The sequence below is a fragment of the Sporosarcina beigongshangi genome (assembly GCF_033485195.1).
GTDB classification, from domain to species: Bacteria; Bacillota; Bacilli; order Bacillales_A; family Planococcaceae; genus Sporosarcina; species Sporosarcina beigongshangi.
The window spans coordinates 1-17,148 of sequence record NZ_JAWLIR010000016.1 but is presented as its reverse complement, the minus strand read 5'-3'; the positions used below and the strand labels follow the sequence as shown (position 1 = coordinate 17,148).

Sequence of the window (17,148 nt, the reverse complement as noted above, 5' to 3'; positions counted from 1 at the left end):
TGACCTATTTCTAATTCGGATAATATAACACCATACTCAACCTCGTCGCGTTATCTCCGGAATTCTCATAACTATGCGGCCTGTCAGCCTTAAAGCGAATGGAATCACCGCTTCTTACGGTATACGCTTCTTCATTGACGCGGATCGTTAGCTCGCCGTCAAAAACCGTTAACAACTCCTCGGTTCCTTCCATATGTGCATCTGCACTTAGTAATCCACCTGGGTCGATTTCGACCGAATAGATCTCAAATCGTTTGTCTTCTTCAAATGGAAAATGGGGGTAAACACGATATTTTCCATCGTCCTCGGATAAGACTTGAATATTACTTTTAGACACAACAATTGTATCTGGCTGCGGCTGATTAATGAGAGCAGTGAAAGAAATCTTCAGTCCATTAGCTATTTTCCAGATAGTTGTAATGGTCGGGGCTGATTCGCCACGTTCAATTTGGCCAATCATCGTTTTGCTGACCCCGGTTAGTTCGGCCACCTTTTCAAGGCTTAATTTTTTACTAACTCTTAATTTTTTTAAGTTATTTGCAATAATAAGATGAATTTCCTGCATACAGACACCTCAATTTCTTCTGTACAATATAACGTCCAAATTGTACAATAAAAAGAAAACGTTATACTGTCCGTTTTAGACAGTATAACATATTGAAGAGGGGAAGGTCTATTATGCCAGTCGTCTCATTTTTGGTATATGTCTTTGTTATGAGTTTTACACCAGGTCCGAATAATATTATGGCGATGTTATTTGCAAATCAGTATGGATTTAAGAAGACACTTCGCTTTTGTCTAGGTGTAGGTGCAGGCTTCTTTGTCATCATGATTTTATCGAGCTACTTTAACCTTCTTCTACATAATGTCATCCCAAAAGTTGAATTGCCGATGATGATTTTAGGTGCCGGATATATGCTTTATCTGGCTTACAAAATTATAACAAGTACTACTAGTGGTAATAGTAATGATGGAGGCAAATATAATAGTTTCCCGGCTGGAATGCTACTACAATTCGTCAATCCGAAGGGTGTTTTATATGGTATTACGGTTGTTTCGACGTTTATTTTACCGTACCATACCTCACATAGTAGCTTATGGCTGTTGTCCTTATTTTTAGGTTTCGTCGGTATTTTGAGTACGGCTAGTTGGAGCCTGTTTGGTTCTGTCTTTCAAAAGTTTTTGTCAAAATATAGACAGCAATTTAATATCGTGATGGCGTTGTTATTGGTATATAGTGCAATGTCAATTTTTATCTGAATTCAACCGGAGGTTGAATTCAGATAAAGCCTCCGGCGGATGTCACGGATTTTTAGGGGTACTTTTCGAGCAGGCTCGAAAAAATCCGGACGCAATTACGCCTCGGCGTAATTGATTTGAGAAAGCTAATCCTCCACGATTTCCCTCGTCGCTGTAATCGAGATGCCATGCAGTGCCTGTGTTGCTAATCGATCTGCTTCTGCGTTTCGTTTTCGTCCGACTAATTCGTATGTTGCTTGGATCTTGAGGTCTTTTAGTTTTGCTTCAATCCGGTCTGCCCACCTCGATAGATTATTTTCTAGTGTCGGCCATTCCTCACTTAATTGGTTGATAACGACCTGTGCATCGCCAATAAATCGGACGGGCAAATGATGCACATTCAACAGCTCGAGCTCCTGCAGGCATAGATAGAGGGCTGCATATTCAGCTTCGTTATTTGACGTGAGTTCGACAGAGGGGGCATTGCGCCGTAGCCTGTAAGACTTTCCGTTCTGGTCATAATAAATAACACAGCCCATACCTGATTTCTTCGTCTCACGGTCGAATCCACCGTCGAAATAGACTGTAATGTTATGTGGCTCTGTTTCAATTTCTTTCAAATAATGTTTCATCTCTTTAACCGTCCATATGGTGTCGAGCTGGTCCATAAATACTATGTTTTTAGCACGTCCAGTTCGCTCAATATCTTCAGCAAATAGCAAAGCCTTTGCTGCTCGCATTTCTTCGGAGCGAAAAACGGTTTCAGTACCTCTCGGTGTTTTGTAAGTCCATTCAATTAGAACATGCATAGCAATTCCTCCTCTACAAGTAAATCTATGAATCCATCTTCTTATATACACTGTAAGTTTACCCAATGCCAACCGTTTCTAAAACAATTTGGCTTCCCATAAATGTTAGTTTCAACACTGTCTTCAAAGGGGTGAGATTTCTAGACGCTAAGGTTCATAAAGTCCGGAAGTCTAATTGCTAGATTTCAAGGTAATGAACATGCTAGAATAACTTTTGTTGTGCCATGGTAAGCGCATGGACACATAAAAGAAAACAACTTGGAGGAAAGTCACAATGAATATTTTAGTTGTAAAAGCAAATAACCGCCCAGCTTCAGAGGCAATCTCAAGCAAAATGTATGAAACATTTATGGAAAACGTACAGGATGCAAAAGATCTTAACATCACAACTTTTGATGTATTTGCAGAAGATATGCCTTACTTCGGTCAAGACTTGTTCAACGCATTTGGAAAAATGCAAAACGGTGAACAACTATCTGACCTTGAGCAACGCCTTGTTACGGCTAAACAAAAAGCAATGGACGCTTTAACAGCTGCTGATGTAGTTGTTTTCGCATTCCCATTATGGAACCTAACAATTCCAGCACCACTTCAAACATTTGTGGACTATGTATATCAAGCAGGCTATGCCTTTAAATACAGCGCAGAGGGTCAAATGATTAGCTTAATGACAGAGAAAAAAGCAATTCTTCTTAATGCGCGTGGTGGGGTATACTCAACACCTGAAATGGCACCGATGGAAATGTCAGCGACGTATATGCGTAACGTATTTGGCGGCGTGTTCGGTATGTCAGTTGAAGAAGTCATCATTGAAGGCCATAATGCTATGCCAGATCAAGCAGAGCAGATCGTTGCACAGGGCCTTGAAAAAGTAGCCGAAGTTGCTAAAGCATTGGTTACACAACCAGCTACTGTATAAAATATAAATAAATAAGTTCAGTTAATCCCTTCGTGAAACTTCAGCGAGGGGATTTTTTGGATGTGTTCATTAAAGAATCGAAAAAAGGGAATTTACTGACTGAGAATAAATAAGACTAAACGTTTTACTTTTAGATTTCGATAAGTTAAACTAACATGGATAATGAATATCCGAGTTAGTCGAGAATAAGTACTACCAAAAAATATTTTTAAAAAAGGGGTTAGGTATCATGCAGATGAAAACCGGTGTTGAACAATCTGTCTACGCCATTCTGATTCTGAATATGTTGCCAGATCGAGCGGTATTACCAGGAGAAGCAATAAGCCAACAGTTGGGAACATCACCGACTTACTTTCAAAAACTGTTGAGGAAGCTGGTCAGTGCGAACTTAATTACCTCTGTGGCAGGCGTAAAGGGTGGCTTTAAGTTAAAGAAAAAACCTGAAGAGATTCGCGTGTACGATGTGTATCTTGCTATAGAAGGTCAACAATCACTTTATTCTCCAAGTGGGATTCTAGATGACATGCTTGAACTGGGAAAAGAGGAAGAATGCTGTTTGTTGACGGATTTAATGGATGAAGCTGAATCGACTTGGAAATCGGTTTTGAAGCGTGAGACGATGGCATCGCTATCTTCTGAAACAATGAATCGTTTTCCTGAAAAAATGGATGGTTTGAAAGAATGGATAAAAGAAAGAATGGTTTTATAAGAAAATAGGAGAATCACTTTATGGATAAATTTCAATCACATCATGGTTTTGCACAAACCTTTCAAGATAAAACATTAACGCTAGGGCTATTCTTTCCTTTGGAGTCGTATAAAGGAAGCTTCCCGAGGATGGATTTGGATGAGCAAATGGTACTGGCAAAAAAGGCAGAAAGTCTAGGGTTCGCCTCCTTATTTGTTAGAGATTCACCACTTTACGATTCGAGTTTTGGTGATGTGGGAACACTATACGATCCATGGGTGTTTCTTGCTTACGTAGCAGCACATACGGAGCGGATTGCACTTGGTACTTCGAGTATTGTGACGACATTACGTCATCCGCTGCACGTAGCAAAGTCAGCTGCCTCACTGGACACAATATCTAGTCAGCGATTATTATTAGGTGTTGCAACTGGTGATAGACCTATTGAATTCCCGGTATTTAAAGTGGATGTTAACGAAAAAGCGGCGTTATTTAGAGAATCAATAGACGTAATGAAAAAAGTCTGGCAAGAATCATTTCCGCAAATTCAGACTGAGCGCGTTGATATGCTTCAAGGTGATATTGTTCCCAAACCAATGTTATCGGACATTCCGATTTTAGGTACAGGGTATTCTGGCCAAACGATTGAATGGCTAGCGAAGCATACAGATGGTTGGTTATTTTATTCCCAAGGGGTCAATGAGCAGCGCGAGCTTGTAAAAAAATGGCGAGAGGCAGCTGGCGGATTCAAGCCATTTGCGCAAGCTTTGGCAATTGACTTATCAGAGAATCCAAATGAAGCACCGAAACCGATAACGGGTGGATTTAGATCGGGTTATAAGTTTTTAATCGATTATTTACAAGCTTATCAGGATGCTGGCGTTAATCACGTCATGTTTGGCTTAAAAAACGGTACGCGCCCGGCAGCAGAAGTGATTCAAGAATTAGGAGAATATGTGGTTCCTCATTTCCCTACAAATACAAGATGAAAGAAGTGGCATATAGATGATTAAAGGTCTAGATCGCATTAATGAATTGGCAAAAAAACAGCGAGAAGAAGGTCTAACAAATGCTGAAATGGTTGAACAAACAGTGTTACAACAGGATTACTTACGTGAAATTCGTGGACAGGTACTCAATACTGTCTCGGGCATAACTGTACTGGACCCACTCGGCAATGACGTGACTCCTGACAAAGTACAGCGGGAAAGGAAGTGAACGACGTGAGGTTAAGTGTTCTGGATCAGGCACCAATAACAAAGGGCAATAACGCAGCGGGTGCTTTGAAAAAAGCAGAAGAACTCGCTGTTTTGGCAGATGAATTAGGCTACCGACGAATGTGGATGGCAGAGCATCATGGAACAGACACTTTTGCAAGTTCAGCTCCAGAGGTGACAGCGGCACATCTAGCCGCCAAAACGAAACAAATTCATATCGGTACTGGTGGCACAATGATGATGCACTATTCTCCGCTAAAACTGGCTGAAGTATTTAAAACACTGAGCGCATTTTCACCAGGCCGAATTGATTTTGGGGTAGGGCGAGCACCAGGAGGAGATAGTGATTCCATCTATGCTTTATCAGAAGGACGTCCTCCGATGGTTAACAATATGTATGAAAAATTCAGCATAGCGCTGCAATTGATCAACGATGAAGTGCCAGACGATCGTCTATACAATAAAACAATCGCGACACCATCTCAAGTTGTTTTACCTGAAGCTTGGCTTTTAGGTTCGAGTGGTAATAGTGCCATTCAAGCAGGGCGTATGGGCGTTGGCTATTCTTTTGCACAATTTTTTAATGGCCAGCTCTCCGAGTCGATTTTGGAGGCTTATAAGAAGAACTTTCAACCTTCAGCGTTTATGGAGAAACCGGAAATTAATGTGTCTTATATGGTGACAACAGCCGAAACAACAGAAGAAGCTGAATTTGAGGCTATGCCTCAAGATATTTGGCGTTTACTGTTTATGAAAGGTAGAATTGGCCAAATATTGACTCCTGAAGAGGCTCGCGATTTTCCGCTGTCAGAAATGGATCGCATGACGATTCAAGAAAATCGTAAAATCCACTTAGTTGGATCTGCAAAAGAAATTGCAACGCGATTACAGGAAGAGCAAAAGTCTTATGGATTTGATGAGGCAATGATTTGTAGTATTCCTCATTCGCAAGAGAAACGTTTGAATGTCTATCGCTTATTAGCACAGGAATTGCTGTAGGAAAGAAAGGAAGTATGGAAATGAAGGATTATTTAGTCAAAGCAACTGCTTATAACAATCAAGTACGTGCCTATGCAGCTACAACAACAGAAACTGTTGGAGAAGCTCAACGTCGTCATCAAACATGGCCAACTGCGTCCGCAGCGCTAGGACGCTCAATGACAGCAGGCGTAATATTGGGCGCGCTGTTAAAAGGCGAAGAGAAAATATCGATAAAAATTAATGGTGGCGGTCCAATTGGCACGATTTTAGTCGATGCAAACACTGAAGGAGAAGTCAGGGGTTACGTGACAAATCCCCAAACTCATTTTGATTTAAACGATCAAGGTAAACTGGATGTGAAAAGGGCAGTTGGAACAGATGGACTACTTACGGTTTCAAAAGATATTGGCTTACAACAGCCCTTTGTCGGATTTGTCCCTCTTGTATCAGGTGAGTTAGGTGAGGATTTTACATCGTATATTGTCAATTCAGAGCAAGTGCCTTCTTCTGTTGGAGTTGGGGTTTTAGTCAATCCGGATCAGACGATTCAGGCAGCTGGTGGCTTCATCATTCAACTGATGCCTGGAACAAATGAGGAGACCATCCAGATGATTGAAGAACGCTTGAAAGACATCACGCCTATTTCTTCAATGGTGGAGCAGGGAATGACGCCTGAACAAATACTCGAACAAGTATTAGGGGCTGGAAATGTAAAGTTTCTAGAGACAAGACCCGTTCAGTTTCAATGCCAATGCTCTGAGGAGAGGATTACCAATGCCATCATTAGTTTAGGTAGCGCTGAGATTCAAGATATGATTCAGACTGACGGGCAAGCCGATGCGAACTGTCATTTTTGTAATGAAAACTACCATTTTTCTAAACAAGATTTAGAGGCATTACTGGAATCAGCGGTTTCATAAAGTTTATGCTATGCACACCATTAAGAGCCATCTTTTGAATTATAGAAAAGATGGCCTTTTTCTTTGAAGTGAAAATAGGGAATACGTTCAAATCTCCTTGGCTAACATTTGTAGACGTTCCTCGTCTCTTATGATATAGCCTTGTGATTGTTTTTCAATGACGTTGGTTTCGCATAACTCTGCGAGTACGTAAAGTAAATGGCGATAGGAGACACCTAAGTATTCGCATACTTCGGTGTGTTTTTCTTTGTAAAAATTCTGATCAGCCGACATAAGAATGAAGGCCGCAAGACGATTTTCAAGTGGATAAGCTTGATTTTTTGTATACTTAGTTGAAATCATCGTCATCTTTTTGCTTAAAAAGATACATAAATATCGTAGAAAAGTAGCATCTGTTAAAAGTTTATCTTTGCAGGCGTGAATTGGAATGGCAAGACATACTACTTGCCTGGTAGTTTGGATACTTTTGGAACAAACTTCTGCATTTAACAGTTCAACTTCACCCATGAAGGTTGGGGCTTGCAAAAAATTGACGAGTGATACTTTTCCGTTTTGATGTGTAGCATATAGCTTCGCTTTTCCTTCGATGAGATAGTATATGTACTCTGTATGAGAACCTTCTTTATAAATAAATTCGCCTCCCTCGAATTGAACAACTTGCAGAAATGGTGTGATAGGAAAAGAGAAAAGTGACTGAATTGGATACTTCTCGATATAGAAGCTACGCATAGGTTCGGTTAGAAATTGCATTCATTTTTCCTCCTAAGTATGAGATATCTCATATTATTGTATGTATAGGCGTGATATGATGCAACAAATAGGAGGAATGGAGATTGAACAATCAACGTTGGCTTTCACAGAATTTTTTTGTGTTTTTTATAACATGGGGAGTCTTTTTGCCTTATTGGACAGGATGGCTTGTGCAGGCAAAAGGATTGAGTGTTGCAGAAGCTAGTTTAATCATGGGGGTTGGCTTGTTGGCCCGTGGTGCATCGACGCTGTTTGCCTTCCCATATGTATCCAAGTATTGGAGTAGTCAAACGGTTATTCTTGTTTTGACAGCCTGTTCACTTGTGGCGACGCTGCTTTATATTCCTATTTCTTCATTTAGTACACTTTTCGTTGTAACCATTCTATTTAGTGCGGTGTATCCAGCTTTACTTCCTGCCGTAGAAAGTACGGCAAGTGCGTTGGTACAGCAAGGTGATGTGAATTACGGAAAAAGTCGTTCATACGGTTCACTAGGATTTGTGATTTCCGTACTTATCGTAAGTGTCGTAACGGGTTATTTTGGGGAACAGGCGATTTTATGGAGTATGATGGCAGGACTTTGTTTCATACTTTTCATACACTTTTTACCGACACCAGCTGTACTGTTAGTGAAACCGACAAAGGGAGAACGTAAAGAGTCACTAACGATGCGTAGTCTATGGCAAGTTAAAAGCTTTCCAATCGTATTGCTTGTCGTTGTGTTACTGCAAGGTGCACATGCATCTTATTATAATTATGGTTATATTTATTTGCAGAATTTACATGTCAAAAACTATTACATTGGGCTGATTATTAATATTGCCATTATTTTTGAAATCCTTTACTTTGCGAAGGCTGATCATCTGTTTAAGAAATGGAAGCCCTCATCGTTATTATTGCTTGCGGCAGCGGGATCGACTCTACGTTGGGTACTTGTATTTTTATTCCCAAATGTGTGGATGTTTATGTTCTCGCAAAGCTTGCATGCATTATCGTTCGGCATTGCACATTATGCTTTTATTCTTTATATAACTAAAAATTTGCCCAAGCAGCAAATTCCAAATGCACAAGGCATTTATTCGGCTTTTGCATTGAGTTTGAGCACTGCTGTTTTAACGTTAATAGGAGGATTTTTATACGAAATTTCTCCGGGCCTCGCATTTTTAGGGATGATTGCGTGTACAGTGCCAGCACTGTTGCTAATTGCAGTGACAAGAAAGCGATATGATTACTAATGAATGCTCTATTGTATAAAACGTAAGAAGCTAGGTTCTGCATAATCTGAGAACCTAGCTTCTTTCATTTCATTTTTCATTAATACATTTTCATATAATGTTCAACTTCCCAAGGGTGGACAGTGATTCGATAACTTTCCCATTCTACTTGCTTTTCCGCCATAAAGTTTTCAAAGATGTGTTTGCCGAGTGCCTCTTGAATGACGTCATCTTTGCTAAGTGCGATGAGTGCGTGGTCAAGATCCGTTGGCAAAGTACCGATGCCAAGTTCTTTTAGCTCGGAAGGTTTCATCTCGTAAATATTACGGTCAATCGGTTTTGGTGGTGTTAGTTTACGTTTGATGCCGTCTAGTCCTGCTTTTAGGATTGCCGCCATTGCAAGATAAGGATTCGCAGCGGAGTCAACGGAACGAACTTCAATACGTGTGCTAATCCCTCGAGATGCTGGAATTCGAATGAGTGGGCTACGGTTTTGAGCGGACCAAGCGATATAGCAGGGTGCCTCGTAGCCCGGGACGAGGCGTTTGTATGAGTTGACGGTTGGATTTGTCACAGCTGTAAAACCAGGAACATGTTCGAGAATGCCAGCCATGAATTGATAAGCGGTTTGACTCAGCTTCAGTTCACCTGATTCATCAACAAAAGCATTTTCACCATCTGTAAACAGGGATACGTTGCAATGCATACCTGAGCCATTGACACCGAAAATTGGTTTTGGCATGAATGTTGCGTGCAAGCCGTGTTTACGTGCTATGGTTTTGACGACGAGCTTGAACGTTTGGATATTATCACAGGCCGTCAGTACATCTGCATATTTAAAGTCAATTTCATGCTGTCCAGGTGCGCATTCATGATGAGAGGCTTCCACCTCAAAGCCCATTTCCTCAAGCTCCAGGACGATATCACGTCGACAGTTTTCTCCAAGATCCATCGGTGACAGATCAAAATAGCCTCCGTTGTCGTTCAATTCCATTGTAGGTTGCTTATTGTCATCGAGCTTGAAAAGGAAGAACTCTGGTTCTGGTCCGAGATTGAAGTCTGTGAATCCAAGCTCCTTCATTTCCTTCAATACACGTTTTAAATTACCACGAGGATCGCCCGCAAATGGTAACCCGTTGGCAAGTGAGACATCACAGATGAGCCGTGCAACTTTGCCTTTACCTGATGGCCAAGGAAATACCATCCATGTGTTAAGATCAGGTATAAGGTACATATCCGATTCTTCGATTCGAACAAATCCTTCAATAGAAGATCCATCAAACATCATCTTATTATCTAGCGCCTTTTCGAGCTGGCTGATGGGAATCTCTACGTTTTTTATCATTCCTAAAATATCCGTAAATTGTAGGCGAACAAAATTGACGTTGTCGTCCTCTACAAATTTCCGAATGTCTTCTTTGGTGTAATTCCTCATCCTGCCACTCTCCTTAATTATCATTTAGTATGAAAGCTTACATACTATTTTTTAATAATAAAGCAAAGTATATTCCATTAACAAGAATTTTTTTGCATTTTATTGAAATTTTTTTGAATTACAGATGCTCTATTGCCAAACAAATTTTCATTGTTTGTCAATAAAGCATCTTTTTATTTACTTCGAATGTTTGTTTTTCAAAGTTTCGGGGCAATACTTGTTCAAACAAATGAGTGATAGCAGATAGCTTGATTCAGCAGAAGCCCAAAATACCAGCTGAATCTATCGAAGTCTCCTGCGGATATCACAGATTTTGAAGGGAGTTAATTGTGCAGGCACAATTGATTTGTTGTCATTAAGACTGTAAAGGAGAGATTTTATGTTGAGGAAAATAAAGATTTTTTTGCTAGCTCTATTTTTTGTAGGCTTCACTTATTCTGTCGCACAGGCATCCGTACTTTCAACTTCTTTTGAAGGAGAAGAATACACATTTTCACACTATTTCCCGGATGGAATTGATTCACAGGAAAGTGAAGTTCCTTTTCAGGACTACCTGCTGGCAGATGCACCAGTGAAATTGCAACCAGATCCAGAAGTATACACAGTTAACGAGGGGGATAATTTGTACAGAATTGCCCTTAATCACGATATCTCATTGACATCTCTTATGACCTTGAATGGTTTGACGGGGTCTTTGATTCACCCTGGTGATGAATTGATTGTCAGTGGGGGGGAGGGAGGGACAGTTGAACTAGCAAAGGATGTTGTGCCCAGTTCTACTCCGCAAGTAGCTGTTTCGGCACCACCTCCATCTGTTAGTGAGGGGGAAGAGTTATTGGTAACTGCCACAGCCTATACGGCTTATTGTGAAGGATGTTCAGGTACAACAGCCTATGGTATTGACCTACGTGCGAATCCTAACCGTAGGGTGATTGCAGTTGATCCGAGGGTGATTCCACTCGGGACAAAGGTCTGGGTAGAGGGGTACGGGGAAGCGATTGCTGGTGATACGGGTGGAGCTATTAAAGGACATAAAATTGATGTATTCATCCCATCTTATGATCAAGCAATGGAGTGGGGCGTTAAGAAAGTGAAAATGAGAGTACTCAATTAGAAAAACAGGCCTGTCCAACAATCAAATAAGATTGTTTGGACAGGCCTACCTATTGTCTAGGCTGCATCGCTAGTGGCACGGCTCATAAGCACTTGAACAGGCACTTGCATAATTCATCTTAAGACAAACGGCTTTTAAAATCTTCGTAACCAAATTGTTTAACGACCTTAGCGCCATCTTTTACTGTGTTTAATACAATAGCAGGTAAGTTGACGCCGTTAAATGTATTATTTTTCACCATGGAATAGTGAGCCATATCGCAAAATACGAGCTTGTCACCAGGCTGTAAGGGCTGATCGAAAGAATAATCGCCAATGACGTCACCTGCGAGGCAAGTAGGTCCGCCAAATCGATACGTATGAGCCTTTTCGTTAGGCATGCCTGCACCGATAATTTCAGGGCGATAAGGCATTTCTAAGACATCAGGCATATGACACGCTGCTGAAGTATCTAAAATGGCAATCGGCATACCATTATCGAGTGTATCCAAAACGGTTGCCACAAGATAGCCTGTATTCAAGGCAACAGCTTCACCAGGCTCTAAATAGACATCAATATTGTATTTATCTTTTATAAATAGAATGGAACGAATCAGTGTTTCAATATCATAATCATCCCGCGTAATATGATGTCCACCGCCAAAATTGATCCACTTCATATTTTTAATATAGTCCCCAAATTTCTCATCAACGACTTGAATCGTCCGCCAAAGGGTATCCGAATTTTGTTCACACATCGTGTGGAAGTGTAATCCATCAATGCCTTCAAGCTGATCGGGTCTGAAATTGTCCAATGTGACTCCAAAACGTGAGTGTGCAAAGCATGGATTGTACATATCGACTTCAATTTCCGAGTACTCCGGATTAATGCGAAGTCCAACGCTAATTTGTTTTGAATGGTTGTTAACTCTATCTTTAAATTGATCCAATTGCTGAAATGAATTAAAGACAATATGATCTGAGTACGACAGAATTTCATCAAACTCAGCTTCTGAAAAAGCGGGGGCGTAAGTATGAACTTCCTTGCCCATCTCCTCAAAGCCCAGTCTTGCTTCGTGTACAGAACTAGACGTTACACCGTTCAAGTATTGTCCCATTAATGGATAGACGGAAAACATCGAAAACCCTTTTTGTGCAAGCAAAATTTTGCAGCCAGTGCGATCTATGACGGATTTCATTTTTTCCATATTTTTAATAAGTAATGCCTCATCTACTACATAGCAAGGAGAGGGAAGTGCATTTAAGTCGATATTCACTTGCCAGTCCTCCTCAGTCAATCAATTCAGGATTGAAGCTTTCCTGCCATGGTAATCCATATTTATTCAATGCATCCATAAATGGATCTGGATCGAACTCTTCGATATTATGCACGCCTGGCTTTTTCCATTTCCCAGTCAAAATCATCATAGCACCAATCATAGCAGGAACGCCTGTTGTGTATGAAATGGCTTGTGAGCCGACCTCTGCATAGCATTCTTGGTGATCGCAAATATTATAAATATAATACGTTTTCTCTTTGCCATCTTTGATACCTTGGAAAATACAGCCGATATTTGTTTTCCCTTTTGTGCGAGGTCCAAGAGAAGCTGGATCTGGTAGCACAGCTTTTAAGAATTGAAGTGGAGCGATTTCTTTCCCTTCAAATAGAATCGGTTCGATAGATGTCATGCCAACGTTTTCAAGGACTTTTAAGTGGTTCAAATAGTTTTCCGAGAAGGTCATCCAGAAACGAATCTTTTTAATGCCCGTCATATTGAGCGCCAAAGATTCTAATTCTTCATGATAAAGCAAGTAGACATCTTTCGGGCCGATTTCCGGTAGGTTATAGACGCGTTTGACGGAAAGCGGTTCTGTTTCGATAAATTCGCCGTTTTCCCAGTAACGGCCGTTTGCCGTGATTTCACGAATGTTGATTTCTGGGTTAAAGTTTGTTGCGAACGGATAGCCGTGATCGCCAGCGTTTGCATCGACAATATCAATCGTGTGAATTTCATCGAAATGGTGTTTGAGTGCATGGGCAGAAAAGACGCCTGTAACACCTGGGTCGAAGCCACTGCCAAGTAGTGCTGTAATGCCTGCTTGTTCAAACTTCTCCCGGTATGCCCATTGCCAGCTATATTCAAATTTAGCGGTATCGAGTGGCTCGTAGTTTGCTGTGTCCATGTAGTCAACACCAGTTGCCAAACATGCATCCATGATTGTTAAGTCTTGGTACGGTAATGCTACGTTAATGACAATATCAGGTTGGAAACGGTTGATCAGTTCGACGAGTTCTTCTACGTTGTCTGCATCAACTTGAGCCGTTTGGATTTTAGTACGACCGCCATCTAATTTTTCTTTTAATGCATCACATTTGGATACTGTACGACTTGCGATACAAATTTCTTCGAATACGTCAGGAACCTGACAACATTTATGCACGACAACGCCAGCTACTCCGCCAGCACCAATAATTAAAGCTTTACCCATAGGTAAACACCACCATTTTCATGTATTTTTTAGTAATAAAAGTTGAACATATGATACTTATTCAAACTGAGTGAAGGCGCTTTACAAGAAGGCATCTCCTAGCGCCGTAGCGGATTTAAAAGAATTCACTTAGTTAGTTTTAATCGCCAACAACAATTCCCGTAATACTTTACATGCAACCGCCGTTGATACGCCGCTTTGATCGTAAATAGGGGACAGCTCGTTAATATCGCAACCAACGACATTCAACTCAGTCACTTGTAGCATCGCTTGTAACAGCTCCATAAAGGTAACACCGCCAGCTTCAGGTGTACCAGTTCCAGGGAACACAGAAGGGTCTAGTACGTCTAAATCAATCGTTAAATAAACGGGCTTACCTTGTAATTGTTCAATGACTTGCTCTAGTCCGTTGAAGTTAAACTTGTTCGTATAAACATGATCTTGTCCCCATTGGAATTCGCTACGGTCTCCAGAACGAATGCCGAACTGGAAAATCTTGTTGTCTCCGAGCAGGTCCCACACTCTATGAATCACCGTGGCATGAGATAAGGATTCACCGAGATAATCATCGCGTAAATCGGCATGTGCATCGAATTGAATAACATGCAAATCGGGATGCTTTTTAGCAACAGCACGAATGGCGCCTAATGTTACTAAATGTTCGCCACCAATCATACAAGGAAGCTTATCATCCTCAAGTACTTTAGCTGCAAATTCTTCAATTTGTGCTAGTGCTTTGACGGTATTACCAAAGCTTAATTCTAAATCTCCACCGTCAAAGACGGCGATATCTTCTAAGTCCTTATCTTGATAGGGGCTGTATGTCTCGATTCCGAATGACTCACTACGCATCGTTTTACTGGCAAAGCGTGTTCCAGGACGAAAGGAAGTTGTCGAGTCAAAGGGAGCCCCAAAAATAACAAGGCTAGATTCTTCGTAATCATTGTCACAACCTATAAAGGTTTCTATGTTTTTATTCAACATCTTTTAATTGCTCCTTTACATAGTTAGGTAATGCAAATGAGCCAACGTGGATGTCTGTATTGTAATACTTTGTTGTTAAGCCAAGTGCGTTCCATGCCGCCGCATCTAAATCCTGAATCGGATCGAATTTTTTAGATGCAAATCCAAATAGCCAGTGTCCAGAAGGGTAGGTAGGAATATGCGCTTGGTACACGTCACAAATTGGGAAAAAGCCTACAATCCGTTGATGTGCTCTTTGCATGCCGAGTGCATCCTCACTGTAAAATGGACTTTCATGCTGATTGACTAGAATGCCATCCTCATGTAATGCCTTGTAACAATTGCCGTAAAATTCTTTTGTAAATAATCCTTCACCTGGTCCAAATGGATCCGTTGAGTCCACAATAATTAAATCATAGGCATTTTCCTTATTGCGAACAAATTTAAGACCATCCTCAAAAAACAAATTGACGCGTGGATCAGTTAATTTTGAAGCCGTCTGTGGTATATATTCCATGCAGACATCGACGACCATTTTATCAATTTCGACCATATCGATTTGCTCGATGGAATCATATTTTGACAGTTCTCGAACCGTACCTCCGTCGCCTGCACCGATGACTAATACTTTTTTAATCTTTGGATTAGTGGCCATCGGGACGTGAACAATCATGTCATGATAGATGAATTCATCCTTTTCAGTGACCATGACCAATCCGTCGAGAGTAAGTAGCTTGCCGAATTCAGTCGTTTGCAAAATATCAATTTTTTGAAACTCACTTTGCCCAGAATAAAGATGTTGTTCCACTTTTATCGAGAAACGAACCCCCGGCGAATGATCCTCTGTATACCATACGTTCATTGTCACCGCTCCTTCACAACATTAATCGTGTCAATTTTACTATCCTCAGTTCCAGTTAAGAAACAGCCTTTTTCCTTGGAGTAGCGAATATAATCTAGTATTTCTTCAGTAATTCGTTCACCTGGCGCTAAAATTGGAATACCGGGTGGGTAACACATAACGAATTCACTCGAAATCTGACCTGCGCTATCCTCAATCGGCATCTTTTCTTTCGGTGCATAAAAGGCAAATTGAGGCGTTAACACGACTTGTGGCGTAATATATTCATGATCAAATAGCCCAGTCTTATCCTTTGCATATCTTCGTTTTATTTCCGCGAGAGCAGCGACCAATCGCTCGATATCGAGCTGTCGATCACCAACGGAAATATAAGCTAATAAATTACCAATATCGCCAAACTCAATTTGGATATCGTATTCATCCCGAAGAATGTCATACACTTCAATGCCGGCAAGTCCGATATCGAGTGTGTGTACTGATAGCTTTGTCACATCGAAGTCAAAGACGGTATCGCCATTCAATAACTCCTTTGAAAAAGCATAATAGCCTTCAATTTTATTGATTTCATCTCTTGTATATTGCGCCATCTCGGTTACTTTTCGAAAGATTTCTTTGCCGTTAAGGGCTAGATTCCTACGTGAAATGTCTAAAGAGGAAAGCAATAAGTAAGACCCACTCGTCGTTTGTGTCAAATTGATAATTTGGCGAGTATAACCTTCACTGACATCGTTATTGATCAAGAGAAAAGAGCTCTGTGTCAATGAACCACCAGATTTATGCATACTAACAGATGCCATATCAGCGCCAACTGACATAGCAGATGCGGGTAGATCTTCACCAAAATAAAAGTGAGTACCATGTGCTTCGTCGACAAGGACGAGCATATGATGTTGATGGGCAAGGTCAGTAATGGCTTGTAAGTTTGAACAAATTCCATAATAGGTAGGGTTATTAATAAGAATTGCTTTGGCATCTGGATTATCTAAAATAGCTTGTTTAACCTCATTTACTGACATGCCTAAAGGAATTCCTAATTCATTGTTAACGCCTGGATTGACATAAACCGGAACAGCACCACTTAAAATAAGTGCATTAATGGCACTGCGATGAACATTGCGTGGCATAATAATTTTGTCTCCAGCTTTGCAGGCTGTCATTACCATCGCTTGGACAGCAGAGGTCGTACCGTTGACCATGAAAAAGGCATGCACGGCACCGAAGGCTTCAGCCGCCAATTCCTCGGCCTCTCGAATGATTGACACAGGATGGCAAAGATTATCCAGAGGCTTCATCGAGTTAACATCCATGCTCAAGGCTTGTTCGCCTAAAAATGCAGCTAATGCATCGTTCCCTCGTCCGCGTTTATGACCGGGTACGTCGAAAGGGACGACTCGCATTGTTTTGTACCGATTCAGGGCTTCCATGATCGGGGCTTTGTTTTGTGAGTATTCCGTCATTTCGACAGCTCCACATCTTCATATATATTTGTACCGCTAAAGATTTCAATCATTTCTTTACGGAGGTTATTTGTAATATGAAGTCTTTCTTTTGGCGGTATTTCATAGACAT

The 17,148-nt window shown here is 40.9% G+C and carries 18 protein-coding genes; 9 read left to right on the top strand and 9 right to left on the bottom strand.

Annotated features, from left to right (window positions below):
- Window positions 1-10: 10 nt before the first annotated feature.
- On the bottom strand, window positions 11-565 hold the full coding sequence (locus R2B77_RS09245) for a helix-turn-helix domain-containing protein (protein WP_203247713.1): 555 nt from the start codon (window positions 563-565) through the stop codon (window positions 11-13).
- Between the two features lie 113 nt (window positions 566-678).
- Here R2B77_RS09245 and R2B77_RS09240 point away from each other — a divergent pair, with 113 nt between their 5' ends.
- On the top strand, window positions 679-1,260 hold the full coding sequence (locus tag R2B77_RS09240; RefSeq protein WP_203247714.1) for a LysE family transporter: 582 nt from the start codon (window positions 679-681) through the stop codon (window positions 1,258-1,260).
- A gap of 125 nt (window positions 1,261-1,385) precedes the next feature.
- Here the strand turns inward: R2B77_RS09240 and R2B77_RS09235 are convergent, their stop codons facing one another.
- On the bottom strand, window positions 1,386-2,048 hold the full coding sequence (locus tag R2B77_RS09235) for a ribonuclease H family protein (RefSeq protein WP_203247715.1): 663 nt from the start codon (window positions 2,046-2,048) through the stop codon (window positions 1,386-1,388).
- Window positions 2,049-2,322: 274 nt separating this feature from the next.
- Here R2B77_RS09235 and R2B77_RS09230 point away from each other — a divergent pair, with 274 nt between their 5' ends.
- From R2B77_RS09230 to hslO, 6 genes are all read left to right on the top strand, one after another.
- Window positions 2,323-2,967 carry an FMN-dependent NADH-azoreductase gene (locus R2B77_RS09230; RefSeq protein WP_203247716.1) on the top strand — a complete coding sequence of 215 codons (645 nt, stop codon included), beginning with the start codon at window positions 2,323-2,325 and terminating at the stop codon, window positions 2,965-2,967.
- A gap of 229 nt (window positions 2,968-3,196) precedes the next feature.
- Window positions 3,197-3,676, top strand: a complete 480-nt coding sequence (locus R2B77_RS09225; RefSeq protein WP_203247717.1) for an RrF2 family transcriptional regulator — start codon at window positions 3,197-3,199, stop codon at window positions 3,674-3,676.
- A gap of 20 nt (window positions 3,677-3,696) precedes the next feature.
- Window positions 3,697-4,644, top strand: coding sequence for an LLM class oxidoreductase (locus R2B77_RS09220; protein WP_203247718.1), 948 nt, complete (start codon window positions 3,697-3,699; stop codon window positions 4,642-4,644).
- Window positions 4,645-4,660: 16 nt separating this feature from the next.
- The gene (locus R2B77_RS09215) at window positions 4,661-4,873 is read left to right on the top strand and encodes a DUF896 domain-containing protein (protein WP_203247719.1); all 213 of its coding nucleotides are present in this window, start codon (window positions 4,661-4,663) and stop codon (window positions 4,871-4,873) included.
- A 5-nt stretch (window positions 4,874-4,878) separates the two neighbouring features.
- Window positions 4,879-5,871 carry an MsnO8 family LLM class oxidoreductase gene (locus R2B77_RS09210; RefSeq protein WP_203247720.1) on the top strand — a complete coding sequence of 331 codons (993 nt, stop codon included), beginning with the start codon at window positions 4,879-4,881 and terminating at the stop codon, window positions 5,869-5,871.
- A 20-nt stretch (window positions 5,872-5,891) separates the two neighbouring features.
- On the top strand, window positions 5,892-6,773 hold the full coding sequence (gene hslO, locus R2B77_RS09205) for an Hsp33 family molecular chaperone HslO (protein WP_203247721.1): 882 nt from the start codon (window positions 5,892-5,894) through the stop codon (window positions 6,771-6,773).
- A gap of 87 nt (window positions 6,774-6,860) precedes the next feature.
- Here hslO and yeiL read toward each other — a convergent pair whose 3' ends face one another.
- Window positions 6,861-7,523 carry a transcriptional regulator YeiL gene (gene yeiL, locus R2B77_RS09200; protein ID WP_203247722.1) on the bottom strand — a complete coding sequence of 221 codons (663 nt, stop codon included), beginning with the start codon at window positions 7,521-7,523 and terminating at the stop codon, window positions 6,861-6,863.
- Between the two features lie 83 nt (window positions 7,524-7,606).
- On the opposite strand from yeiL, the gene R2B77_RS09195 reads away from it, so the two are divergent.
- Complete coding sequence (locus R2B77_RS09195) at window positions 7,607-8,758, top strand: MFS transporter (protein WP_322555682.1); 1,152 nt, start codon at window positions 7,607-7,609, stop codon at window positions 8,756-8,758.
- 79 nt (window positions 8,759-8,837) lie between these two features.
- On the opposite strand, the gene glnA is transcribed toward R2B77_RS09195, so the two are convergent.
- Window positions 8,838-10,172: a type I glutamate--ammonia ligase gene (gene glnA / locus R2B77_RS09190; RefSeq protein WP_203247724.1), complete on the bottom strand. Its 1,335-nt coding sequence runs from the start codon at window positions 10,170-10,172 to the stop codon at window positions 8,838-8,840.
- Window positions 10,173-10,551: 379 nt separating this feature from the next.
- Here glnA and R2B77_RS09185 point away from each other — a divergent pair, with 379 nt between their 5' ends.
- The gene (locus tag R2B77_RS09185) at window positions 10,552-11,286 is read left to right on the top strand and encodes a 3D domain-containing protein (RefSeq protein WP_212391531.1); all 735 of its coding nucleotides are present in this window, start codon (window positions 10,552-10,554) and stop codon (window positions 11,284-11,286) included.
- 118 nt (window positions 11,287-11,404) lie between these two features.
- Here the strand turns inward: R2B77_RS09185 and nspC are convergent, their stop codons facing one another.
- From nspC to R2B77_RS09160, 5 genes are all read right to left on the bottom strand, one after another.
- Complete coding sequence (nspC, locus tag R2B77_RS09180; protein ID WP_203247725.1) at window positions 11,405-12,541, bottom strand: carboxynorspermidine decarboxylase; 1,137 nt, start codon at window positions 12,539-12,541, stop codon at window positions 11,405-11,407.
- A 13-nt stretch (window positions 12,542-12,554) separates the two neighbouring features.
- A complete protein-coding gene (locus R2B77_RS09175) occupies window positions 12,555-13,754 on the bottom strand; it encodes a saccharopine dehydrogenase family protein (RefSeq protein WP_203247726.1) in 1,200 nt (399 codons plus the stop codon).
- A gap of 129 nt (window positions 13,755-13,883) precedes the next feature.
- A complete protein-coding gene (gene speB, locus R2B77_RS09170; RefSeq protein WP_203247727.1) occupies window positions 13,884-14,738 on the bottom strand; it encodes an agmatinase in 855 nt (284 codons plus the stop codon).
- Window positions 14,728-15,579 carry a polyamine aminopropyltransferase gene (gene speE / locus R2B77_RS09165; RefSeq protein WP_203247728.1) on the bottom strand — a complete coding sequence of 284 codons (852 nt, stop codon included), beginning with the start codon at window positions 15,577-15,579 and terminating at the stop codon, window positions 14,728-14,730. The genes speB and speE overlap by 11 nt, the downstream gene beginning before the upstream one ends.
- Window positions 15,580-15,581: 2 nt before the next feature.
- Window positions 15,582-17,036: an aminotransferase class I/II-fold pyridoxal phosphate-dependent enzyme gene (locus tag R2B77_RS09160; protein WP_203247729.1), complete on the bottom strand. Its 1,455-nt coding sequence runs from the start codon at window positions 17,034-17,036 to the stop codon at window positions 15,582-15,584.
- Between the last annotated feature and the right edge of the window lie 112 nt (window positions 17,037-17,148).